The sequence below is a fragment of the uncultured Massilia sp. genome (assembly GCF_913773735.1).
In the GTDB taxonomy this organism is placed as follows: Bacteria; Pseudomonadota; Gammaproteobacteria; order Burkholderiales; family Burkholderiaceae_D; genus Telluria.
In genome coordinates this window covers 215,444-239,340 of record NZ_CAJYEB010000030.1, presented here as the reverse complement: position 1 = coordinate 239,340, position 23,897 = coordinate 215,444, and the positions used below count along the sequence as shown (strand labels likewise).

General features: G+C 69.6%; 19 protein-coding genes. 10 read left to right on the top strand and 9 right to left on the bottom strand.

Annotated features, from left to right (window positions below; translation table 11 throughout):
• Positions 1-138: 138 nt before the first annotated feature.
• Both QZ749_RS15480 and pgi read right to left on the bottom strand, forming a co-directional pair.
• A complete protein-coding gene (locus QZ749_RS15480; RefSeq protein WP_296948691.1) occupies positions 139-1,035 on the bottom strand; it encodes an SMP-30/gluconolactonase/LRE family protein in 897 nt (298 codons plus the stop codon).
• Between the two features lie 34 nt (positions 1,036-1,069).
• The gene (gene pgi, locus QZ749_RS15475) at positions 1,070-2,716 is read right to left on the bottom strand and encodes a glucose-6-phosphate isomerase (protein ID WP_296948688.1); all 1,647 of its coding nucleotides are present in this window, start codon (positions 2,714-2,716) and stop codon (positions 1,070-1,072) included.
• Positions 2,717-2,997: 281 nt separating this feature from the next.
• Between pgi and edd the strand changes: the two genes are divergently transcribed.
• From edd to QZ749_RS15455, 4 genes are all read left to right on the top strand, one after another.
• On the top strand, positions 2,998-4,914 hold the full coding sequence (edd, locus tag QZ749_RS15470) for a phosphogluconate dehydratase (RefSeq protein ID WP_296948685.1): 1,917 nt from the start codon (positions 2,998-3,000) through the stop codon (positions 4,912-4,914).
• Between the two features lie 14 nt (positions 4,915-4,928).
• Positions 4,929-5,567, top strand: coding sequence for a bifunctional 4-hydroxy-2-oxoglutarate aldolase/2-dehydro-3-deoxy-phosphogluconate aldolase (eda, locus tag QZ749_RS15465; protein WP_296948682.1), 639 nt, complete (start codon positions 4,929-4,931; stop codon positions 5,565-5,567).
• Between the two features lie 20 nt (positions 5,568-5,587).
• Entirely contained in the window at positions 5,588-6,148 is a 561-nt protein-coding gene (locus QZ749_RS15460) for a Rhs element Vgr protein (protein ID WP_296948678.1), read from the top strand.
• Between the two features lie 70 nt (positions 6,149-6,218).
• Entirely contained in the window at positions 6,219-6,695 is a 477-nt protein-coding gene (locus tag QZ749_RS15455; protein WP_296948675.1) for a hypothetical protein, read from the top strand.
• Positions 6,696-6,729: 34 nt separating this feature from the next.
• On the opposite strand, the gene QZ749_RS15450 is transcribed toward QZ749_RS15455, so the two are convergent.
• Entirely contained in the window at positions 6,730-7,680 is a 951-nt protein-coding gene (locus QZ749_RS15450; RefSeq protein WP_296948672.1) for an alpha/beta hydrolase, read from the bottom strand.
• Positions 7,681-7,831: 151 nt separating this feature from the next.
• Complete coding sequence (locus tag QZ749_RS15445) at positions 7,832-9,232, bottom strand: S9 family peptidase (RefSeq protein ID WP_296948669.1); 1,401 nt, start codon at positions 9,230-9,232, stop codon at positions 7,832-7,834.
• Between the two features lie 191 nt (positions 9,233-9,423).
• Between QZ749_RS15445 and hisC the strand changes: the two genes are divergently transcribed.
• The gene (gene hisC, locus QZ749_RS15440) at positions 9,424-10,485 is read left to right on the top strand and encodes a histidinol-phosphate transaminase (RefSeq protein ID WP_296948667.1); all 1,062 of its coding nucleotides are present in this window, start codon (positions 9,424-9,426) and stop codon (positions 10,483-10,485) included.
• Between the two features lie 49 nt (positions 10,486-10,534).
• Here hisC and QZ749_RS15435 read toward each other — a convergent pair whose 3' ends face one another.
• Positions 10,535-12,538, bottom strand: coding sequence for an acyltransferase family protein (locus tag QZ749_RS15435; RefSeq protein WP_296948664.1), 2,004 nt, complete (start codon positions 12,536-12,538; stop codon positions 10,535-10,537).
• A 204-nt stretch (positions 12,539-12,742) separates the two neighbouring features.
• Positions 12,743-14,299 carry a dienelactone hydrolase family protein gene (locus tag QZ749_RS15430; RefSeq protein ID WP_296948662.1) on the bottom strand — a complete coding sequence of 519 codons (1,557 nt, stop codon included), beginning with the start codon at positions 14,297-14,299 and terminating at the stop codon, positions 12,743-12,745.
• Between the two features lie 148 nt (positions 14,300-14,447).
• Between QZ749_RS15430 and rpiA the strand changes: the two genes are divergently transcribed.
• The gene (gene rpiA, locus QZ749_RS15425) at positions 14,448-15,125 is read left to right on the top strand and encodes a ribose-5-phosphate isomerase RpiA (RefSeq protein WP_296948659.1); all 678 of its coding nucleotides are present in this window, start codon (positions 14,448-14,450) and stop codon (positions 15,123-15,125) included.
• A gap of 11 nt (positions 15,126-15,136) precedes the next feature.
• Positions 15,137-15,490, top strand: a complete 354-nt coding sequence (locus QZ749_RS15420; protein ID WP_296948656.1) for a hypothetical protein — start codon at positions 15,137-15,139, stop codon at positions 15,488-15,490.
• A 338-nt stretch (positions 15,491-15,828) separates the two neighbouring features.
• On the opposite strand, the gene QZ749_RS15415 is transcribed toward QZ749_RS15420, so the two are convergent.
• Entirely contained in the window at positions 15,829-16,101 is a 273-nt protein-coding gene (locus QZ749_RS15415; protein WP_296948654.1) for an oxidative damage protection protein, read from the bottom strand.
• 120 nt (positions 16,102-16,221) lie between these two features.
• Positions 16,222-17,535 (bottom strand): amino-acid N-acetyltransferase, encoded by a 1,314-nt coding sequence (gene argA, locus QZ749_RS15410; protein WP_296948651.1) that lies wholly within the window; start codon positions 17,533-17,535, stop codon positions 16,222-16,224.
• 55 nt (positions 17,536-17,590) lie between these two features.
• Here argA and hrpA point away from each other — a divergent pair, with 55 nt between their 5' ends.
• Positions 17,591-21,787, top strand: a complete 4,197-nt coding sequence (hrpA, locus tag QZ749_RS15405; RefSeq protein WP_296948649.1) for an ATP-dependent RNA helicase HrpA — start codon at positions 17,591-17,593, stop codon at positions 21,785-21,787.
• Positions 21,788-21,809: 22 nt separating this feature from the next.
• On the opposite strand, the gene QZ749_RS15400 is transcribed toward hrpA, so the two are convergent.
• Complete coding sequence (locus tag QZ749_RS15400) at positions 21,810-22,226, bottom strand: secondary thiamine-phosphate synthase enzyme YjbQ (RefSeq protein WP_296948647.1); 417 nt, start codon at positions 22,224-22,226, stop codon at positions 21,810-21,812.
• A 180-nt stretch (positions 22,227-22,406) separates the two neighbouring features.
• Here QZ749_RS15400 and QZ749_RS15395 point away from each other — a divergent pair, with 180 nt between their 5' ends.
• Together QZ749_RS15395 and QZ749_RS15390 are read left to right on the top strand one after the other, a co-directional pair.
• Positions 22,407-22,841, top strand: coding sequence for an FKBP-type peptidyl-prolyl cis-trans isomerase (locus tag QZ749_RS15395; protein WP_296948646.1), 435 nt, complete (start codon positions 22,407-22,409; stop codon positions 22,839-22,841).
• Positions 22,842-22,973: 132 nt separating this feature from the next.
• Entirely contained in the window at positions 22,974-23,891 is a 918-nt protein-coding gene (locus QZ749_RS15390) for a hypothetical protein (protein ID WP_296948643.1), read from the top strand.
• Positions 23,892-23,897 lie beyond the last annotated feature (6 nt).

Below are 23,897 nucleotides of genomic sequence, written 5' to 3'. Positions count from 1 at the left end.
CTGCCGACCACGCGTCCAGCCAGCGGTCGCATGGACGCACGCGTGGTTGGGTGGACGGCTCTGCCGTCCACGCGTCCAGCCAGCGGTCGCATGGACGCACGCGTGGTAGGGTGGACGGCAGAGCCGTCCACCCTACGCTCAAGCCTGATATTCGGGCTGCTCGATGCCCGGCACGTCGACGTGGAAGGCCAGCACCTTGCCGCTGTGCGGGTACTGCTCCAGTTCCGCGTGCGAGCGGCCGTGGCTGGCGCTGGTCACGTACAGCGTGCGCAGGTCGGGACCGCCGAAGCAGACCGCCGTCGGGCAGCGCACCGGCAGCTGGATTTCCGCCAGCAGTTCGCTGGTCGGCGACAGCTTGACGATGCGCGCGCCCTCGAACATCGCGACCCAGTAGTTGCCTTCGCTGTCCATCGCCGCGCCGTCCGGGCGGCCGCCGTAGTCCGGCGCCTTCTTGTCGTCCGCGAAGGCGACCAGGTTGCGCTGGTTCGAGGCCAGGCCGCTCGCCACGTCGTAGTCGTAGGCGTCCACGCGGTGGCTGGTGGTGTCGGCGTGGTACATGGTGCGGCCGTCCGGGCTCCAGGCCAGGCCGTTCGAATTGGTCATGCCGCCGGCCCAGGCCTGGCGCAGCTGGCCTTTGTCCAGTACGTACATCTCGGCCTTCTGCTGGTCGCGCGGCTCGTAGATGGTGCCGACCCAGAAGCGCCCGGCCGGATCGACGCGGCCGTCGTTGAAGCGCATGATCTTCGTGTCGTAGGGCGCGGGAATCATGTCCTCGACGTCGCCCGTCGTGGTGTTCAGGTAGACGAAGCCGGCGCGCGTGGCGACGACCAGGTTGTTGTCCTGGTCGACCGCCAGCGCGGACGGCTCGGTCGCCATCTTCCACGACGAGTATTTGCCGCTGGCCGGGTGCAGGCGGTGCACCGTGCGGCCGTCGATGTCGACCCAGTACAGCGCCGACTCGACCGGATGCCAGATGGGGGATTCGCCGACCTGCATCGGCGCGTCGTGCACGACCGTGAATTTCTCGCTCTTCATGCTTGCATGGTCTCCTTTGCGAACAGCGTGGTGCTTACACTGCGGCCCTGGCGCGCGCGATCAGGCCGTTGGTCGAGCCGTCGTGCAGCTCCGGCTGGGGCGCGCCGTTCAGTTCCGCCTCGATCTTCCTGGCCAGCACCTTGCCCAGTTCCACGCCCCACTGGTCGTAGCTGTTGACGTCCCACAGCGCGCCCTGCACGAACACCTTGTGCTCGTACAGCGCGATCAGGGCGCCCAGCGTGGCCGGGGTCAGGTAGTCGAGCAGGATGGTGTTGCTCGGGCGGTTGCCGGGGAAGGTCTTGTGCGGCGCCAGGCGCTCGATTTCCGCCAGCGCCAGCCCCTGCGCCTGCAGGTCCTGGCGCACCTCGTCCGTGGTCTTGCCCTTCATGAAGGCTTCCGACTGGGCGAAGCAGTTGGCCAGCAGGGCCGCGTGGTGGTTGTGGAACTCGTGGGCCGGACGCAGCGCGGCGATGAAGTCGATCGGCGTGACGTCGGTGCCCTGGTGCAGCAGCTGGAAGTAGGCGTGCTGGCCGTTGGTGCCGACGTCGCCCCAGATCACCGGGCCGGTCGCGTAGTCGACGATGGCGTCGCCGTCGCGCGTGACGCGCTTGCCGTTGCTTTCCATGTCCAGTTGCTGCAGGTAGGCCGGGAAGCGGTTCAGGTCCTGGTGGTAGGGCGCGATCGAGACCGAGGCGCAGCCCAGGAACTCGCGGTTCCAGAACCCCACCAGGCCCAGGATCATCGCCATGTTCTGCTCGACCGGGGCGGTGCGGAAGTGCTCGTCCATGGCGTGGGCGCCGGCCAGGAAGTCGGAGAAATAGCCGTAGCCGACGCACAGCGCGACCGGCAGGCCGATCGCCGACCAGACGGAGTAGCGGCCGCCCACCCAGTCCCAGAACGGGAACATGTTGGCCGGGTCGATGCCGAAGGCTTTGATGGCTTCCACGTTGGTCGAGACGGCGACGAAGTGCTTGGCCAGCGCGTCTTCGGATGCGTGTTGCAGGAACCAGCGGCGCGCGGTGTTCGCGTTCATCATGGTCTCGGCCGTCGTGAAGGTCTTCGAGGCGATGATGAAGAGGGTGGTTTCCGGGTCCACGCGCGCCAGGGCGGCGTCCATGTCGTGGCCGTCGACGTTCGAGACGAAATGCATGCGCAGGCGCGGATGGGCGAACTGGCGCAGCGCCAGGCAGACCATCTTGGGACCGAGGTCGGAGCCGCCGATGCCGATGTTGACGACGTCGGTGATCTCCTTGCCGGTATGGCCCTTCCATTCGCCGCTGCGCACGGCGTCGGTGAAGGTCTTCACATGGTCGAGCACGGCGTGCACGTCGCCCGTGACGTCCTGGCCGTCGACCGTGATCTGCTTGTCGCGCGGGGCGCGCAGCGCGGTGTGCAGCACGGCGCGGCCTTCGGTGACGTTGATCTTTTCGCCGGCAAACATGGCATCCCGCAATTGCTCGACACCGCGCTCGCGCGCCAGGCTTGCCAGCAGTTCAAGCGTGCGCCCGTCCAGGCGGTTTTTTGAATAGTCTAGGAACAGCCCGGCGGCGTCGACCGAGAGGCGTTCGAAGCGCTGCGGATCGGCGGCGAACAGGTCGCGCATCTGCCAGTCTTCGGCGTCGATGGCATGGGTCTGGAGGGCCTGGTAGGCGGCGCTGCTGGTCAGGGATGGTTGGGGCATGGTGTTGGACGGTATGATGTCATGGTATGCAGGTTAGCGAATCATACAGGAATCGGGCGTAAATTCACTACATAAAAACGGCTTGCGCCGTGCAGGCATCGATTGAACGCGTGGACGGAAGACCCGTCCACCCTACCGGAAACGCATCCGCAGGGTGGACGGCCGTGCGGTCCACGCGTCCGGCCGGATCTGGCTCGGTCCTATGAAACCACTTGACGGCCGCATGCGGCCATTTTCATTTTGTAGTAAAATTTCAGAAATTCAATTTACGAGGAACGATCATGGCGGTACATCCCGTAGTACAGCAGGTGACCCAGCGAATCATCGAGCGCAGCCGGCATTCGCGCCAGGCCTACCTGGCGCACCTGGACGCCGCGCGCGTCAAGGGCGTGCAGCGCGGCACCCTGGCCTGCACGAACCTGGCGCACGGCTTCGCCGCCTTCCCGGCCAACGACAAGCTCAAGCTGCGCGAGCAGAAGCAGCCGTCGGTGGCGATCGTCTCCTCCTACAACGACATGCTGTCGGCGCACCAGCCGTTCGAATATTTCCCCAAGGTGATCAAGGAAGCCGTGCGCGAGATCGGCGCCGTGGCCCAGTTCGCGGGCGGCACGCCGGCCATGTGCGACGGCATCACCCAGGGCCAGCCGGGCATGGAACTGTCGCTGTTCTCGCGCGACGCCATCGCCATGGCCACCGCCATCGCGCTGTCGCACAATATGTTCGACGCCAGCCTGTACCTGGGCATCTGCGACAAGATCGTGCCGGGCCTCCTGATCGGCGCGCTGCACTTCGGCCACATCCCGGGCATCTTCGTGCCGGGCGGCCCGATGACCACCGGGATCTCGAACAAGGAAAAGGCGGCCGTGCGCCAGCGCTACGCCAAAGGTGAAGCCACCCGCGAGGAACTGCTCGAGGGCGAAGCCCAGGCCTACCACAGCGCCGGCACCTGCACCTTCTACGGCACCGCCAACAGTAACCAGATGCTGATGGAGATGATGGGCCTGCACCTGCCGGGCGCCGCCTTCATCACCCCGGGCACGCCGCTGCGCGACGCGCTGACGAAGGCCGCGGCCCAGCGCGCCGTGGCCATCTCGCAGCAGGGCGGCGAGTACATGCCGATCGGCCACATCGTCGACGAGAAATGCATCGTCAACGCCATCGCCGCGCTGCACGCGACCGGCGGCTCGACCAACCACACGCTGCACCTGATCGCCATCGCGCGCGCCGCCGGCATCCAGGTCGACTGGACCGACTTCGACGAGCTGTCGAAGGTGGTGCCGCTGCTGGCGCGCGTCTACCCGAACGGCGACGCCGACGTGAACCACTTCCAGGCCGCGGGCGGCCCGACCTTCGTGATGCGCGAACTGCTGGACGCCGGCCTGGCGCACGACGACGTCAACACCATCCTCGGCCACGGCCTGCGCAACCACTGCAAGGAGCCGTTCCTGGACGGCGACAAGGTGGTCTGGAAGGACCTGCCGGAACAGAGCGGCGACGAGGCGGTGCTGCGCAAGGCCGCGAACCCGTTCCGCCCGGACGGCGGCCTGATCCTCGTGAAGGGCAAGCTGGGCCGCGCCGTGATGAAGGTCTCCGCCGTCAAGCAGGAGCACCACATCGTCGAGGCGCCGGCGCTGACCTTCGATTCGCAGGAAGATTTCATGCACGCCTACAAGGCCGGGAAGCTGAACCGCGACTTCGTCGCCGTGATCCGCTTCCAGGGCCCGCGCGCCAACGGCATGCCGGAACTGCACGCGCTGACCCCGGCGCTGGCCAACCTGCAGGACGCCGGCTACCACGTGGCGATGGTCACCGACGGCCGCATGTCGGGCGCGTCCGGCAAGGTGCCGGCGGCGATCCACGTGTCGCCGGAAATCCTGGCCGGCGGTCCGCTGGGCCTGGTGCGCGACGGCGACATCATCCGCGTCGACGCCACCCAGGGCACGCTGGACGCGCTGGTGCCGGACGACGTCTGGGCCGCGCGCAAGCACGCCACGGCCGACCTGAGCTCGAGCCACATCGGCATGGGCCGCGAGCTGTTCGCGATGTTCCGCAACAGCATCAGCGCGGCGGAAGAGGGCGCCGCCACCTTCCCGCTGCCGTCGCTGAAGGACACGACCGTGCCGCTGCACGAAGGCGTCGACACCGGCGAGATCATCCCCGGTTCCGACGAAGACACCCTGATCCGCAAGAACAAATAACCAGCGAGAGACGAATGAGCAACCAACCGAGCACCCTCATCGACATCATGCGTTCGGCCGTCGTGATCCCCGTGATCGCGATCGACGACCCGGACCACGCCGTTCCCCTGGCCAAGGCGCTCGTCGCCGGCGGCATCCGCGTGCTGGAAGTCACGCTGCGCACCAGGCACGGCCTGGAAGCGATCCGCGCGATGGCGCAGGTCGAAGGCGCCATCGTCGGCGTCGGCACCCTGACCCAGCCGGAAGAATTCGCCGCGTCGCGCGATGCCGGCGCCGTGTTCGGCGTCTCGCCGGGCCTGACCCCGGCGCTGATCGACGCCGCCAAATCGAGCGGCCTGCCGCTGCTGCCGGGCTGCATGACCCCGTCCGAAGTGATGGTCGCGCGCGAGGCCGGCTTCAAGCAGCTGAAACTGTTCCCGGCGGTGCCGGCGGGCGGCGTCGGCATGCTCAAGGCGATCGGCGGCCCGCTGCCGGACGTGACCTTCTGCCCGACCGGCGGCATCTCGATCGAGACCGCGCCGCAGTTCCTGGCGCTGAAGAACGTGGCCTGCGTGGGCGGCTCCTGGCTGACCCCGGCCGATGCGATGAAGGCCGGCGACTGGGACCTGATCACGGATCTCGCCAGGTCCGCATCGGCGCTGCGCGCGGCCTGACGGCCGGACCGAGCGTCCACGTGGACCTTCCGCGGCGGCGCCTGGCGCGGCCGTTGACCGCGCGCGAGATCGCGATGGCGTCGCAGCTGTTCGGCGACGCCATCGACTACGCGCGCGTGCGCATCCACAACCGCCGCTACCTGCCGCTGGTCCAGCCGCGCAACTGCGCGATGACGCCCAACGGCAGCATCTACTTCCATCCTTCCTGCTTCCTGCCCGACTACGCGGCGGGCGATCCCCACACCATCCACTGGTTCATGCACGAGATGGTGCACGTCTGGCAGCACCAGCTCGGCTATCCGGTCAAGCTGCGCGGCGCCATCCGCATCGGCCTGTCCTACGGCTACGAACTGCGTGCCGACGCGCGGCTGGCCGACTACAACATGGAAGCGCAGGGCGACCTGCTGGCCGACTACTTCGCGCTCAGGCACATGCGCATGCCGCGCGTGATGCGCCAGCAGCGCCATGCCGGGCACCTTGCCCTGTACGAGCAGGTGCTGGCGGGCTTCCTCGCCGATCCGTCCGATCCCGGCAACCTGCCGCGCGGCATGTCGCGCAAATTCGCCAGGACCGACGCTTGAGCTTGCGCAGCCGCAAGGCCGGCTGGCGGACCCGACGTAGGCTTTGCCTGTTCAACCCTTGTCCGGGATCATGAAAATCTTCCTCCCTCTCCTTGCCGCCGTCATCGCCGTCCCGGCCTGCGCCCGCACCGGCGAGGCCGAGGTGCGCGAGGGCCCGCGCGGCGGCCCGTGCTTCACCATCACGCCGCGCGAGGAGCGCCTGGGCACGCCCGACTTCCAGGCGATCACGGTGTCGGACGGCCAGCGCCTGCTGTGGAAGATGTCGATGCCGAAGGAGCGCACGTTCCCGCTCGTCTTCGGCACCTGCGTGCCCTACGGCGGCAGGGTCGCCGCGCTGCCGCGCACGGCCGCGGCCAGGCTGGAGGCGGGACGCGTCTATCACCTGCGCATCGAGGCGCGCCCGGGCGGCCAGGGCAAGGGCGCGGCAAGCTACGAGGCCCGCTTCTGCCTGGCGCGCCAGCGCGACGGCAGCGCGACCGTGCACCAGATCTGGACGGGCGACCGGCCGGGGACGCGGATGTTCGGTTGCCTGCCGCCTCGCGACTAGCAGCGCGCAGGCCGCAGGTCGTCGCCCCGGCGCATCACCGCGTCGCGGGAATCATCCCCAGGCTGCCCAGCCACGTCTCGACCAGGGCGGGCCATTTCGTGACCGGGAGCCCGGTCGGCCGCAACCCGAACGCATGCCCGCCTTCGGCGAACAGGTGCATCTCGGCGGGGACGCCGGCCTTCTTCAGGGCCGCGTAGTACAGCAGCGAGAATTCCACCGGGTCCACCGGGTCGTCCTGTGCATGCAGCAGGAAGGTCGGCGGCGTGCGCCCGGTGATGCGGATCGTCGGGTTGATCCTGGACAGGTCGGCCCGGTAGTTGGCGGACATGTGCCCGGGGTAGAGCGCCACCGCAAAGTCGGGACGGCAGCTTTCGTCGTCCGCCGCGTCCACGGGCGCGTAGGTGCGTCTTTCCTGCGTGCTGAGCGCCGCCACCAGGTGGCCGCCGGCGGAGAACCCCAGGACGCCGATCTTGTGCGGATCGATGTGCCACTCGCCGGCGCGCCGGCGCAGCAGCCCCATGGCCCGCTGCGCATCTTGCAGCGCCGTGTGCACCTTCGGGATGACGCGCCGGTTGCGCACGGGATCCCAGTGCGGCCCGGAACCCGGCACGCGGTATTTCAGCAGCACGCAGGTCACGCCGATCGACGTCAGCCAGTCGCACACCTCGGTGCCTTCGAGGTCGATGGCCAGGACCCGGTAGCCGCCGCCCGGGAACACGACGACGGCGGCGCCGGTATTGCCGCCCCTGGGCGAATACACCGTCATCGTCGGCCGGGTGACGTTTTCCACTTCGAGCCAGGGGCGGCCCGCGACGGGCCGGTCGTCGCGCGAGCGCAGGGCTTCTGCCGGGCCGGCGGCAGGTTTCGCGTCGGGGACCGCGCCGGACCACAGCGGTATCTGCGCCCGTCCGTCGGCGGGTTGCCAGGCGGCGGCGTGCGCGTTCGCCTGCATGAGCAGGGTCATGGCGAAAAGCAGGTATCTCAAGGCGTTTCCTTGTCAGGGTAGCGGGGTGCGATGCCGCATCGGTTCGCCCGGGCCGACCATCCCGCCAGCGTCGTGGCCGGCGGGGGCGGGAAGGACGCCAAGGACGGTTGATCCAGCGCCGGCGTACGTGGTCGGTTGCCGTTCCATCGGATTATCGTGCGCTGCCCTGCCGCACCGTGGCGTGGATCCAGTCGCCGACGGTAGCGAGGGCCAGCGGGGCCATGGTTTCCTCGATCGTGGCGTATTCCGTTCCTGCTCCCGTGGTGGCGGTCTGGAACAGGTGGTTCAGGCGCGGCAGTTCGGTCACGGTGGCGCGCGGATTGTCCGCGAGGGCCGCGCGGATCGCGGCGAGGTCCGGCGCGGCGGGCACCTGCATGTCGAGCGCCCCGTTCAGCGCCAGCACCGGCTGGCGCACGGCGCGCAGGACCGGGCCCGGTTCGTGGCGCAGGAACGCCAGGAACCATGGCGTCGAGAACGCCGTCACCAGCGCCTTGTTCATCCCGGCCGGCAGCGTGCCGTCGCGCCCGGCGGCATCGATGAGCGCGGTGACCTTCGCCCGCGCCGCCTGGACGTCGGGTTCCTGCGCCAGGAGCGCGAACATCGCCTTGTTCAGTTCCCGCTCGCGCGCGACCACGGCGTCCGGCGCGCCGTTCGCGCGCGAGCGCAGGGCGATCTGCTCGACCATCAGCAGCTCGCCGCGCATGCCGGGGCCGGCCAGCATCACGATGAAGGCGACGTCGGGATCGCGCGCCGCGAGCAGGGGCGCGATCAGGCCGCCCTCCGAATGGCCGACGATGCCGACGTGGCGCGCGTCGACCTCCGGACGGCCGCGCAGGAAGCGCAGCGCGGCCCCGGCGTCGGCGGCGAAATCGAACGTCGTCGCGTCCGCGTACGTGCCCGACGACCTGCCGACGCCGCGCTTGTCGTAGCGCAGCACGGCGATGCCGCGGCTGCTCAGGTGGTCGGCCAGGACCAGGAACAGCTTGTGCTTGAAGATGTCCTCGTCGCGGTCGAAGGGGCCCGAGCCGTGCACCAGGACCACGGCCGGAAACGGCCCCTTGCCGTGCGGGACGGTGAGCGTGCCCTCCAGCGCGACACCGGCTGCGGCATTGTCGAACGTGACGACGCTGCTCGTGTAGGCCGGCGCGCGCGCGTGGATCGCCGCTTCCTGCGGGCGCTTCGGCGTCGCCGCGCCGGGGGCCGTGCGCTGCAGGGCGAGCGGGACGGTCTGGCCCTGCTGCACCCAGTTCCCGGCCCAGGCCCGGTCCTGCGCGTTCCAGCGCGCCGTGTAGGTGGCGTTCAGCCGGAGCAGGGCGAAGCTGACCTGCTCGTCCGTGACGACCAGCCGGTCCACCTTCGTCACCAGGTCCTGTTGCGGGACCGTCAGCGTGCCCTCCCAGTTCCCGCTCGCCGATTTCTCGAGCTTCAGGAACACGCCCAGGGAATTGGCGATGCGGCCGCCCCAGTCGCCCGCGGCGTCCTCGGCATGCGCGGGAGCCGCCGCCATCATCGCCATCGCCGTCATGGCCAGGAAAAGTCGTATCGATGTCATCGTGTCGTCGTCATGGGATTGGAAGGACGAGTGTCATCATGCCATCGTCCGCGCCTACGCCGCTGCGATGAACGGGACTTTTTTCGACATGAAGCCCGGTTGGCACGTATCGAACGCGGCGCGGCGCGCCCGATGCCGCCGGCCCGCTTGCTGCTATAGTAGGCGACCCCCCATGTCAATCCCGCAGGAAGATGAACACATTCTGGAGTCCCCACGTGGGCAACCTGACGCCCTACGTGCCGGGCGAGCAGCCGCGCATCGAGCGCCTGGTCAAGCTGAACACCAACGAGAACCCGTATCCGCCGTCGCCGCGCGCGATCGCCGCGATCCAGGCCGAGGCGGGCGAGCGCCTGCGCCTGTACCCGGACCCGCAATCGACCGCGCTGAAGGAGGCCCTGGCCGCCTACCACGGCGTCGCGCCGGGCGAGGTCTTCGTGGGCAACGGCTCCGACGAAGTCCTGGCCCACGCCTTCCACGCCTTCTTCCAGCAGGACCTGCCGATCCTGATGCCGACCGTCAGCTACAGTTTCTACAAGGTGTACTGCCGCCTGTACGGCATCGACGCCGTGCAGCTGCCGCTGGACGAGGCGATGCGCATCGATCCGGGCGCCTACGCGCGGCCGGCCGGCGGCGTCGTGATCGCCAATCCGAACGCGCCCACCGGCATCGCCCTGGGGCTGGACGACATCGAGCGCATCCTGCGCGCGCATCCGCACAAGGTGGTGCTGGTCGACGAGGCCTACGTCGATTTCGGCGCCGCGTCGGCGGTGGCGCTGGTGCGCCATCATCCGAACCTGCTGGTGGTGCAGACCTTCTCGAAGTCGCGCGCCCTGGCCGGCCTGCGCGTCGGCTGCGCGATCGGCCAGGCGCACCTGGTCGAGGGCCTGAAACGCGTCAAGGACAGCTTCAATTCGTATCCGCTGGGACGGGTGGAAGTGGCGGGCGCGGTGGCCGCCATCGAGGACGACGCCTATTTCCAGGCGCAGCGCGCGAAGGTGATCGCCACGCGCGAACGGCTGGCCGGCGAACTGGGCGCGCTGGGCTTCGAGGTGCTGCCGTCGGCCGCCAACTTCGTGTTCGCGCGCCACGCGGCGCGGCGCGCGGCCGACGTGGCGCGGGCGCTGCGCGAGCGCGCGATCCTGGTGCGCCATTTCCAGACCCCGGGCATCGACGACTGGCTGCGCATCAGCGTCGGCACCGACGCGCAGTGCGGGCTGCTGCGCGACGCGCTGGCGCAGATCCTGGCAGGCTAGCCGGGCGCCGGCCAGCGGCCACCCGGGGCGCGGCGCCGCCGCCCGCCCGCTACCGCTGCGCCGCGTGCCAGCGCGCGAAGGCTTCACCCACCAGCAGGTCGCCGCGGTAGCTCAGGTGGTGGGTGTCGCGGTACAGCAGCGCGTCGTCGCGCAGCACGCGGCACTTGGCGGCGTCGCACAGCGCGCTGGCCGGATCGAACACCTTCACCTGCGGGAAGTCCTTCAGCACCGGCGCGAAGTCGACGTTGGCGGCGCGCGCCGCGTCGAATTCCTTGCGCGCTACCGAGCAGTCGGTGCGCGTCTGCGAACTGGCCACGGCGGCGCGGCGGATGCAGGTGCGCGGCTCGAAACCGAGCGTGGGATTGTCGGTGACGAAGATGACCTCGCGCCCGGCCGCGGTGAATTTTTCCAGCGTGGTACGCAGGGCCGGCACCAGCAGCGCCTTCTCGGCCGGCGTCTGGCGCAGCAGCATCGCGGTGGAGATGACGACGGTCCTCACGCTCGGCGTGCCGAGCGCGATGTCGAGCATCTTCGGCGTGGCCTTCTGGTACTCGTTGCCGAAGTCGGGGTAGCCGAAGAACGGCACCGCGGTGCCGAGCAGCAGCACGTTCTCGCCGCGCGCGCGCCAGTATGCCGTCTGTCCCGCCACCAGGTGGTAGGCATGGCTGTCGCCGATCAGCACCACGGTCGGCGCCTTGGTCACGTCGTCCAGCTGGCAGTACTCGTACGGCGACGCGAAGCCGTAGCGCGCCTTGCAGGCCGCGGCGTTGGCGCGGTCCTCGACCAGGATCAGGTCCTGCTGCTGCAGCTTGTTGTCGACGACCGCCGCGCGGTCGGGCACGCCGCCCGCGTGCCAGATGGCGGCGCCCGCCGCGGCCAGCGCCAGCAGCGCCGCCGCCAGCCCGGCCACCTTGGCGCGGCCGTGCGCCGTGCCGCGCAGCGGCCGCTCGACCAGCTGCCAGGTCAGCCATGCCAGCACCACCGCGGCGCCCAGGCAGGCCAGCTTGAGCGAGCGCGCCGGCGCGCCGGCCTCGATGATCTGGGCGAACGACAGCAGCGGCCAGTGCCACAGGTACAGCGGATAGCTGATCAGGCCGATCCCCACGAGGTGCCGGTTCGACAGGACATGCCGGTTGATCCAGGCCTGCGGCCCGGCGGCGATCAGGAGCACGGCCCCGCTGACCGGCAGCAGCGCCGACCAGCCCGGGAACGGGCGCGTGCTCTTGAGGGTCAGCAGGGCGCCGACGACCAGCAGGGCGCCGATGATCGACTGCACGTTGCGCGCGCGCGGGCTGGCGAAGTCGATGGCCGCCGTGGTGCCGTCGTACAGGCGCGCCGTGGCCGTCAGCGCGCAGCCGTGCACGCGCACCCAGGCCAGCGCGGCGCCGGCCAGCAGTTCCCACACCCGGCTGGCGGGCGAATAGAAGGTGGCGCTGGGATACTTGTGCAGCCCGCCGATGTTGACCAGGAACGACGCCAGCCCCAGGCCCAGCGCGAGCAGCAGCATGGCGCGGCGGCGGCGGCGCGCGAACAGCAGCAGCACGGGCCAGAAGATGTAGAACTGTTCCTCGATGCCGAGCGACCACAGGTGCAGCAGCGGCTTGGTCTCGGCCGCCGTGTCGAAGTAGCCGACCTCGTTCCACAGCACGAAGTTGGCGACGAAGCCGGCGCCGCCCAGCACGTGCTTGCCGAGCTGCGCGAGTTCGTCCGGGAACAGCGCGAACCAGCCGAACGCCAGCGTGGCCCCGGTCACCACGAACAGCGCCGGGAAGATGCGGCGGATGCGGCGCGCGTAGAAGTCGGCGAAGGTGAACGTGCCGCGCTGCAGGTTGACGATCAGGATGCTGCCGATCAGGAAGCCCGAGATCACGAAGAACAGGTCGACGCCGGCGAAGCCGCCGCGCAGCGCGCCGGGAAAGGCGTGGAACACCATCACGGACAGCACGGCGATCGCGCGCAGGCCGTCGATGTCGGGGCGGTAGGGCGGGTGGTAGGGGTGCGCCGCAGCCGGCGCGGCGGCCTGCGCGGGGACCTGCTGGGACTCGACGATCATGGGCGGCGTGCGAAGCGGGAAGCGTTAAACGCGGTAGTGTATGTCATGCAACATGGAAATGGAACGGGGGTTGCTCGAAAGCCACGAGGGTCCGGCGACGCGCGCGCGACGCCATCGTTCCCGCATGACGCCTGCGCCGTCACGCCACCCGGTCCGGCTGCCGGCGTGGCCGTTCCGGCCGGACGGCGCCGCGCCGCCCGCGCGTTACTGGGCGGCCGCTCCCAGCGCCTCCAGGCGCAGGCGCGCATGGGCCCGCGCCGGTTCCAGCGCCAGCGCGTGGCGGTAGCTGGCGATGGCGGCGTCGCGCTCGCCGGCGGCCTCGCTGGCTTCGCCCAGGCCGTCGTAGAGGAAATCGAAGCGCTCCGGATACAGGCGCACGCCCAGGCGCAGCACGCGCACGGCGTCGGCCGCGCGGCCTTCGCGCAGCAGCTTCATGCCCCAGTCGTGCAGTTGCAGCGGATCGAAGGACAGGTCCGGATTCTGCGCGTGCAGGCCGTCGTAGATGGCGTCGATGCGCGCGAAGCCCTGCTGGCCGAGCTGGTCGAGGAAGGTGTCCATCGTCGGGGCGGCGCCGGTCGCGCGGCGCAGCGCGAAGGAGACCAGGCCGGGCGGCGTGGCGCCGGGCGCCAGGTCGGCGTCCAGCTGGCGGCGCGCGGCGGCGTCGTCCTTCAGGCGCGCGTCGAGGAAGCGCTGGACCGTGCGCGCGGTGGCGCCGTAGGCTTGCGCGGCCTGCGCGCGGGTGCGGCCGCGCAGCGCGGCGTCGGGCGCCATGCGCAGCGACCACGACGAGAAATCCATGTGGCTGGCCGTGTCCATCGTGGCCAGGTAGACGTCGGCGTAGCGCAGGCGTGCCAGCAGGTCGGTGCCGATGCCGTTCTCGTCGTCGGCGCCCTGGCCCGCGCCCTGCACGCGGTTCACGTACAGCAGCGGGATGTCCAGGCTTTCCGGCGTGACGTAGCGCGCCGCGCGCGGGCCGCCGTTGACGTATTCGACGGCGGCGCGCAGCGAACCGTCCAGGCTGACGACGGCGCGGATGCGGTCGTCGCGCGCGGCCGCCAGCACGTTCGCCAGCGCGCCCCAGCTGTAGCCGATCACGCCGATGCGGCCGGTGTCGGCCTGCGCCAGCGTGTGCGCGTAGCCGACCAGGAAGCCGATGTCGGCGGCCTGCGCCTCGGCGCCTTCGAGGTCCGCCGTCATCGCGTGCGAGCGCGGTCCCAGCGAGGCGCTGGCGACCACGATATAGCCCTGGCTGGCCAGGTATTCGCACAGGTCGGCGTTTTCCATCGCGTAGGCGCTGTGGCTGGGCGCATAGATCACGACGGGGAACTTGCCGGGCCGCTCGGGCGCGTCGCGCAGCGCGCGCACCCGCTGCTCCAGTTCGCGCCGCACGCGGGCGCCGTCGGGACCGGCGGCGCGGCCCTCGACCAGCAGCTCGGTGGCGCGGCGCACCTGGTCCGGCGTGCGGCTGAATTCTTCCTCGGTCGCGACGGTCGCCACGTAGTCGCGGTAGTGCATCGCGGCGCCGCTGCCGATGGCCGGATACCAGACCAGCGTCTGCAGCGGGCGCGAACGGTCGGCGCCGGTGGCCTGCGCCGTGACCGGATTGCGCGCCGGCTGGTAGATGCGCGCGCGGTCGTACTGCTGGCGGACGTGGAAGCCGACGCGGTACGGGCCCGGGGCCGCGGACAGCTGGAAGTCGGCGGCCGCGGCGGCGTCGACGAGGAAATAGGCGAGCAGGAGGGCTGACAGGGTGCGGACCATGGCGGAAGTGGCGGGCAGGGGCGTGTGTTTCTCTTGTTGCAAGTTTATAGTATGAATCGCCAACTGTGCTGACGATGCGGCATTTTTTGTCGGCCGGCAGGACGCATCCGCTAGAATGGCGGATTCTTTGACTCCTACCCACATCATCATGACTCAGGACGAACTCAAGCAGGCGGTAGCCCGCGCCGCCATCGACTACGTGGTCGACGGCGAGATCATCGGCGTCGGCACCGGCTCGACCGCCAACTTCTTCATCGACGAACTGGGCAAGATCAAGGAGCGCATCAAGGGCGCGGTGGCCTCGTCGGAAGCGACCGCGAGCCGCCTGCGCGGCCACGGCATCGCGGTGTTCGACCTGAACGACGTCGAGTCGATCTCCGTCTACGTCGACGGCGCCGACGAGATCGACGCCTCGGGCGCGATGATCAAGGGCGGCGGCGCCGCGCTGACGCGCGAGAAGATCGTGGCCTCGGTGTCCGGCAAGTTCGTCTGCATCGCCGACGGTTCCAAGCTGGTCGAGACCCTCGGCACGTTCCCGCTGCCGGTCGAAGTGATCCCGATGGCGGCGGCGGCCGTCACCCGCAGGCTGGCGGCGCTGGGCGGCCAGCCGCGCCTGCGCACCCGGGCGGGCAGCACCGACGCCTTCGTCACCGACAACGGCGGCTACATCCTCGACGTGGCCGGCCTGTCGATCGTCGATCCGGTGGCGCTGGAGACCACCATCAACCAGATCGTCGGCGTGATCGCCGTCGGCCTGTTCGCCCAGCGCGGCGCCGACGTCTGCCTGCTGGGCACGGGCGAAGGCGTGCGCACGCTGCGCTTCTGAGCGCACGCGCCATGCGCCGCGCGCCCATCCCGGTGTCGATGCTGTGCGCGGGCCTGCTGGCCGCCGTCCTCGGCGGCTGCGCGGCCCGGCATGGCGCCATGCCGGCCGTGCCGGCGCCCGCGGGTACCACGGCCATCACGGCCACCACGGCCACCACGGCGCCGGACGCCGTCCAGCGCATCCCGTTTCGCACCGGCGTGTCGTCGGCGACGGTGGAGAAACTGGCGAAGCAGCAGGGCTGCACGGGCGGGCAGGGCGCGGGACTGGTGACGGAACCGGGACCGGTCGAGGTCTACCGCATGCTGTGCGACGGCGGCAGGGTCTTCATGGCGCGCTGCGAACTGCGCCAGTGCCGCCGGATGTGATGCGCGCGCCGTCGCCCTGGCGCTTCAGCCGGTAAGCCGCGCCGGCGCTGTTACCGCTGCCGAGGACCAGGCCGGGCCATCCCTGGCCGCCGGGCTGCCGTGCGTCGTATTCGTCCTGCAGCCCGGCGCGAGGGCGCACCCGACAAGTTGCAGGCACGCGGCATGCGGCCCGCTGGCGCCAGGGGCAGCCGCGCAAGGTGCTGTTCGATGCGGGGAGCGGACGGGTGCACGAGGTGCCGTGCCCGCCGGACCGGCGGCTGGCCTGCCGGTGGCGGAATCGTCGGATGGCTGGCGCTGCCTGGGCGGCGCGCCGGCGTGTACGCGGTGAGGGGGATGAATCAGGCGGTCGGCGGCACGTAGCCGGCGGCCTGGTCGGCGCCTTCGCCGAAGAAGTGGCGCTCCATCTGCGTGGCCAGGTACTTGCGCGCGCGGGCATCGGCCATGTTCAGGCGGTTCTCGTTGATCAGCATGGTCTGGTGCTTGAGCCAGCCGTCCCAGGCTTCCTTCGAGACGCTTTCGTAGATGCGCTTGCCCAGTTCGCCCGGGTACGGCGGGAAGGCCAGGCCTTCGGCTTCCTTGTTCAGTTTGATGCAGTGGACGGTGCGGGCCATGTTCTTGCTCCTGGTTGGATTTTTGAAACCGTGATTATACGAGGAGTGGGAGAATCGCACCGGGCGCGCGCCGGCCGCCCGGGCCCGCGCCGGGGCGGCCCGGTCGTGCCGCCGCCGGGTCTACAACTGCTTGATCAGCACCTGCGAACGACGCTGCCAGTTGTACATGTGCGCGCGGTCCTTCGGCAGGTCCTCGACGCTGGCCGGCACGAAGCCGCGCTTCTTGAACCAGTGCGAGGTGCGCGTGGTCAGCACGAACAGCTTGGTCATGCCGGCGGCGCGCGCACGGTTTTCCATGTGGCGCAGGATGCGTTCGCCGTCGCCCTGGGTCTGGGCGTCCGGGCTGACGGTCAGGCATGCCATTTCCGCCATCTTGTCTTCGGGGAAAGGATACAGGGCGGCGCAGCCGAAGATGATGCCGTCGTGGTCGATCACGGAGAACTGCTCGATCTCGCGCTCGATCAGCTCGCGCGGGCGCTTGACGAGGGTGCCGTCGGCTTCCAGCGGTTCGATGAGCTTGATAATTCCGCCGACGTCCTCAATTGTGGCAGGACGCAGGCTTTCCAGGTTCTCGTGCGTGATCATGGTGCCCACGCCGTCGTGGGTGAACAGTTCGAGCAGGGCCGAGCCGTCCATCGCGTAGGGAATGACGTGGGCGCGGTCGACGCCGCTGTTGCAGGCCTTGATCGAATGCTGCAGGTAGAATGCCGCGTCCGACGGCAGGAAGCCGGCCTGCAGCACGGCCTCGGCCAGGTGCGAGGACAGTTCGCGGATCTCGGCGCCGCCGGCGTCGCGCATCAGCGGGGTCTCGGTGATGAAGATGAGCTTTTCGGCGTGCAGGGCGATCGCGGCGGACACCGCCACGTCTTCCATGGTCAGGTTGAACAGTTCGCCGGTCGGCGAGAACCCCAGCGGCGACAGCAGCACGACGTTGTCCTCGGTTTCGAGGATGGTCTGGATCTTGTCGGCGGCGACCTTGCGGGTGACGCCGGTCAGTTCGTGGTCGACGCCGTCGATCACGCCGAGCGGGCGCGCCGTGACGAAGTTGCCGGAGACGACGCTGATGTGGGCGTTCGACATCGGCGTATTGGGCAGCCCCTGGCTGAACGCGGCCTCGATGTCCAGGCGCAGTTCGCCGGCCGCTTCCTTCGCGCATTCCATCGCCGCCGTGTCGGTGATGCGCACGCCGTTATGGAAGCGTCCCTCGACGTTGCGCAGCGCCAGCTGGTCGGCGACCTGCGGCCGCGAGCCGTGCACCAGCACGACGCGGATGCCGAGTCCGACCAGCAGGGACAGGTCCTGGGCCAGTACCGGCAGGGCGCCGGCGGCCACCAGTTCACCGGGAAAGGCGACCACGAAGGTCTTGCCGCCGAACGCATGAATATACGGCGCGACGGAGCGCAGCCACTGGACGAATTGGGTAGGGTTTTCCATTTGCCGCATTATAATTGGCTGCGCGATTTGCGCACCAAATACCTTGTAAAAATCAATGTCTGAACAGAGTAACAAGCCTGCGTCGAACCCGGCGCGCGCCGCTTCCCCCGAACGTCCATCGACCCAGCCGCGCGCAGGCCGCGACGGCGCGCGTCCGCGCGGCCGCGAGGGCGCGCCGCAGGGCCGCGGGGCGCTCGCCGATGCGCTGGCGCAGGCGCGCACGCAGGCGCCCGCGCCGGCATCCGGCGGCGCCGGCGCACGCCCGCAGGACGGCAAGCCGCGCGACGGCGAGCGCCGCCCGCAGGACCGCGCCGCGCGCGCCGAGGCGAGGAAGGATGCCGAGCGCCGCGCGGCCGTGCGCAACCCGCTGCCGCCGATCACGTTTCCGGAAGATTTGCCGGTCTCGGGCCGGCGCGCCGAAATCGCCAGGGCGCTGACCGGGCACCAGGTGATCATCGTGTCCGGCGAGACGGGGTCGGGCAAGACCACCCAGCTGCCGAAGATCTGCCTCGAACTGGGGCGCGGCGAAAAGGGCCTGATCGGCCACACGCAGCCGCGCCGCATCGCCGCGTCGTCGACGGCCAAGCGCATCGCCCACGAACTGGGCTCGCCGCTGGGCGAGCACGTCGGCTTCAAGGTGCGCTTCAACGACACGCTGTCGTCCGGCGCCTGGGTCAAGCTGATGACCGACGGTATCCTGCTGGCCGAGACCCAGACCGACCCGCTGCTCAAGGCCTACGACACCATCATCATCGACGAGGCCCACGAACGCAGCCTGAACATCGACTTCCTGCTGGGCTACCTGAAGCAGATCCTGCCGCGCCGCCCGGACCTGAAGGTGATCATCACCTCGGCGACGATCGACGCCGAGCGCTTCGCGCGCCACTTCGGCACGCCGGACAAGCCGGTGCCCGTGATCGAGGTGTCGGGCCGCCTGTACCAGGTCGAGGTGCGCTACCGTCCGGTCGAGCGCGACGTCGCTTCGGCCCCGGCCGGCGCGGCGGACGCCGGCAAGCCGGTGTCGAAGGCGCAGGCCGCGCGCGACAAGCGCGACCTGATGGATGCCGTCGTCGACGGCGTCGACGAATTGTGCCGCCTGGGACCGGGCGACGTGCTGGTATTCCTGCCGGGCGAGCGCGAGATCCGCGACTGCGCCGAGGCGCTGCGCAAGCACCATCCGCCGCACGTCGAGATCCTGCCGCTGTTCGCGCGCCTGTCGGTCGAGGAGCAGGACCGCGTGTTCAGGACCACCAACGCGCGCCGCATCGTGCTGGCGACGAACGTGGCCGAGACGTCGCTGACCGTGCCGGGCATCCGCTACGTGGTCGACTCGGGCCTGGCGCGCGTGAAGCGCTACAGCTATCGCAACAAGGTCGAGCAGCTGCAGGTCGAGCCGATCGCGCAGTCGGCCGCCAACCAGCGCGCCGGCCGTTGCGGCCGCGTCGCCGACGGCGTCTGCATCCGCCTGTACGAGGAAGACGACTTCCTGCAGCGCCCCAGGTTCACCGAGCCGGAAATCCTGCGCTCCTCGCTGGCCGCCGTCATCCTGCGCATGAAGTCGCTGCACCTGACGGACGTGGAGACCTTCCCGTTCGTCGAGTCGCCGCAGGGCCGCGCGATCGCCGACGGTTACCAGCTGCTGCAGGAACTGGGCGCCGTCGACGACGCCAACCAGCTCACCGCCATGGGCCGCAAGCTGGCCAAGCTGCCGCTCGACCCGCGCGTGGGCCGCATGATCCTGGCCGCCGTCGACAACACCTGCCTGACCGAGATGCTGATCATCGCCTCCGCGCTGTCGGTGCAGGATCCGCGCGACCGGCCGATGGAATACCAGCAGCAGGCCGACGAGAAGCACAAGAAGTTCGCCGACGAGAAGAGCGAGTTCCTGAGTTTCGTGAAGATCTGGCGCTGGTTCGAGCAGGCCATCGAGCACAAGAAGACCAACCGCCAGCTGCAGGAGAACTGCCGCGAGAACTTCCTGTCCCAGGTGCGCCTGCGCGAGTGGCGCGACGTGCATTCGCAGCTGCTGACCATCGTGAAGGAGCAGGGCTGGCGCCTGAACGAGCTGCCGGCCACCTACGACCAGCTGCACATGGCGCTGCTCACGGGCCTGCTGGGCAATATCGGCTACAAGATGGAAGAAGAGGGGGCCGGTGGCGCCTACCTGGGCGCGCGCGGCATCAAGTTCCACATCTGGCCGGGCTCGTCGCTGGGCAAGAAGGCGGGCAAGTGGGTGATGGCGGCCGAGCTGGTCGAGACCACGCGCCTGTACGCCCGCTGCATCGCCCAGATCCAGCCCGAGTGGGTCGAGAAGATCGGTGCGCACCTGCTGAAGAAGTCCTGGGGCGAGCCGCGCTGGGAAAAGCGCACGGCGCAGGTGACGGCGTCGGAGCGCGCCACGCTGTACGGCATCGTCGTCTACAGCCAGCGCCGCATCAACTACGCGCTGCACAATCCGCAGGAGGCGCGCGAGATCTTCATCCGCGACGCGCTGGTCGCGGGCGACTACGAGACGCGCGCGCCGTTCTATGCCCACAACCACAAGCTGATCAAGGACATCGAGAACCTCGAGCACAAGTCGCGCCGGCTGGACGTGCTGGTCGACGACCAGCTGATCTTCGCGTTCTACGACAAGGAGATCCCGGCCGACGTCGTGAACGGCGCCGGCTTCGAGAAGTGGTACAAGGACGCGGCGCGCGACAATCCGAAGCTGCTGTACCTGGTGCGCGAGGAACTGATGCGCCACGAGGCGGCCGGCGTCACGACCGAGCTGTTCCCGAAGACGATGAACGTCACCGGCATCGAGATGGGCCTCACCTACCACTTCGAGCCGGGCAGCCCGCGCGACGGCGTCACGCTCACCGTGCCGCTGTTCGCGCTGAACCAGATTCCCCGCGAGCGTCCGGGCTGGCTGGTGCCGGGCATGCTCAAGGAAAAAGTGCAGCTGCTGCTCAAGTCCCTGCCGCAGAAGCTGCGCCGCCACTGCGTGCCGCTGCCGGACTACGCCGCGAACTTCTTCGACCGCAACCAGGATCCGGTGCGCTTCGGGCGCGGCGACCTGGTCGACGCGCTGATCGCCGACATCCATGCGCACACCAGCGCGCGCGTCTTGAGCACGGACTTCAAGCTGGAGACGCTGCCGGCCCACCTGTCGATGAACTTCAAGGTCGTCGACGAGCACGGCCGCCAGCTGGACATGGGCCGCAACCTGGCCACGCTGCAGGCGGAGCTGGGCGGCCAGGCGCGCCAGAGCTTCCAGCGCATGGCGGAATCGACGCCGGCGTCGGGCGAGCGGGTGCAGGCGGCCTTCGGCAAGGGCCAGCCGGCGAAGAGCGCGTCCGCGCCGGCGCCCGCGGCCAGGGGCGGGGCGGCGGCGGGCGGCAATGCCGCGCCGGCCGTCAGCCAGCACACCAACATCACGGCGTGGACCTTCGGCGAGCTGCCGGAACTGCTGGAGATCAACCAGGGCAAGCTGACGCTGATCGGCTTCCCGGCGCTGGTCGACAAGGGCACGCACTGCGATTTGGAAGTGTTCGACGACCCCAACGTGGCCGCGCGCACCCACCGCATCGGCCTGCGCCGGCTGTTCGCGCTGCAGTTCAAGGACCAGCTGAAGTTCGCCGAGAAGAACGTGCCGGGCCTGCAGCAGATGGGCATGCAGTTCATGTCGGTCGGCTCGCCCGACGAGCTGCGCGAGCAGATCGTCAGCAAGGCGATCGACATCGCCTGCCTGCAGGATCCGCTGCCGGTCGATGCGGCGTCGTTCAACAAGCGCAAGGACGAGGGCAAGGGCCGCCTGGGCCTGCTCATCAACGAGATCGCGCGCCTGGTGGGCCAGGTGCTGGCCGAGTTCCACGGCCTGCCCAAGCGCCTGCAGGGCCTGCCGCCGGCGGTGGCGGGCGACATGCAGGCGCAGTTGCAGGGCCTGGTGCACAAGCGCTTCGTGGCCGAGACGGAATACGGCCAGCTGGCCCACTTCCCGCGCTACCTGAAGGCGATGAACATCCGCCTCGAAAAGCTGCGCGGCAACCCGACGCGCGACGCCCAGCTGATGGCCGAGTGGCAGACGGCGGCGTCGCAGTTCCAGCGCACGGTCAAGAACCAGCCGCTGAAGAACCTCGATCCGCGCATGATCGACTTCCGCTGGATGCTGGAAGAGCTGCGCGTGTCGCTGTTCGCCCAGGAGCTGCGCACGCCGATGCCGGTGTCGAGCAAGCGCCTGCAGAAGGTGTGGGAGTCGATGTTGCGCTGATCGGCATGCGGGCCGCTATCCTTCACTCTCCCATCACCGTCACCACCACCGTCCGCTGGTGTTCGGCCACGCGGTGCTCCCACAGGAAGATGCCCTGCCAGGTCCCGAGCAGCAGCCGGCCGCCGCCGACCGGCACCGTCAGCCCGGTCGCCGTCAGCATGCTGCGCACGTGCGCAGACATGTCGTCCGGGCCTTCCTGGTCGTGGACATAGGCCGGGTCGCCGTCGGGCGCGAGGCGGCGCATGATCGTCTCGAGGTCGTGGCGCACGTCCGGGTCGGCGTTTTCCGTGATCAGCAGCGAGCAACTGGTGTGCTGCACGAACACGTGGGCCAGGCCGCAGCGCACGCCGGACGTGGCGACCGCTTGCGCGACCGCGTCCGTGATGTCGCGGCTGCCGCGGCCGAAAGTGGAAAAGGCGAGGGTGGTCTGGTATGCCATGGCGGGCCTCCTGGATAGCCTTGGCCGGCACGGCGCCGGCATGGAGCATGGTAGCGCGTCCGCGCGCTTGTATTCGTCTGTTCGCGCTTTATGACAAATGGATACAAATGTTGCACAGATATGCGCGAGGCGCTGCGGTAATGTGGATAGCTATTCGTTCCACTTTTCCCAAGGACCAGCATGAAACTGAAGCTTCCCCTCGTCGCCGCATTCGTCGCCATCCTCAGCCTGAGCGCCTGCGGCGGTGGCGGCGGCGATTCGTCGAACAACGTGGCCGTCGCCAATCCGGCAGCGTTCAGCAAGACCGACACCACCGTGGGCACCGGCGCCGAAGCCACCACCGGCAAGACCGCGACCGTGACCTACACGGGCTGGCTGTACAGCACCACCGCCACCGGCAACAAGGGCAACAAGTTCGACAGCGGCACGTTCTCCTTCGTCGTGGGTTCGGGCCAGGTCATCAAGGGCTTCGACCAGGGCGTCACGGGCATGAAGGTGGGCGGCAAGCGTACCGTGCTGATCCCGTCGAGCCTGGGCTACGGCGCCAGCGGCTCGGGTTCGATTCCGCCGAATGCCGGCCTGGTGTTCGACATCGAGCTGACCGCGGTCAAGTAATCGCATAGCGCGTCATTCCCCCTTTGACGGAGCCGCCAGGCTCCGTTTTTTTATCGGGCACCGCCCAGCGTGGCGTGGGCGCAACAGCAATTTTGTATAATCGTAAATGCCATCCAAGGAGAGCACCGCACGATGCATGCCAAACGCCTGACCCTGATCGGAATCGCAGCCATCGCGGCGGGGTACGCGTTCCTGTCGAACGCCGGACCGGCCGTCGACCTGCCGCGCCTGAAAGTGGCGGCGGAGGGCGCGACGCCCGCATGCGGCCTGGGGCCGGCGCCCGATGCACCCGATGCGCCCGATGCGCCGCGTGCCAGGGCGCGGACGGCGCAGGATGCCGGACGCACGGGCTACCTGCGCGTCTGTCCCGCCGACCTGGACCGCTTTGACGTGTCCGCCGGATTGAGGCCGCTGCCGCTGGTGCTGGCCAGCCTCGATTTCACCCCGGTGAGCCTGGCCGATACGCCCATGGCGACCCTGACCAGCCTGGGCGGCATGGCCGGGACCGGCGGCAATGCGTGGACGCGGCTGTACCGCAGCTTCCGGCTGCCGGACGGCCGCACGCTGACGCTGTTCGAGCACGACCTGTCCGCCGACGACGGCCAGCGCGCTGCCGGACAAAGCACGGCACAAGGCACCGCATACGGCACCGCATACAGCACCGCATACAGCACCGCACATGGAGCCACGCATGGCGCCACACACAGCGCCCTGCAAGGCGCCCGGCAAGGCCCCGGGCCAGACGCGGCGGACGAGCCGGAGCGCGTCAACGGCCGCCCGGCGCACCTGGTGGTGCTGCAGGACGACGGCGGCAAGGCGGTGTCGATGCTGCGCTGGCGCGAAGGGTACCGTGCCTACGAGCTGTGGGTCGATGCCGACGTCGTGCGCGACGGTTCGCGCGAACGCCTGCTGGCGTTCGCCGCAGCCTTGCCCGCATCGGTGCCGGCGCGGCCGGCGCGGCCGGAGGGTGCCGATGCGGGACTGGCCGGCACGCACGCGCCGGACGGCCTGCCGGCCCTGGCGTCCGGCATCCGGACCAGCGCACGATAGCCGGCT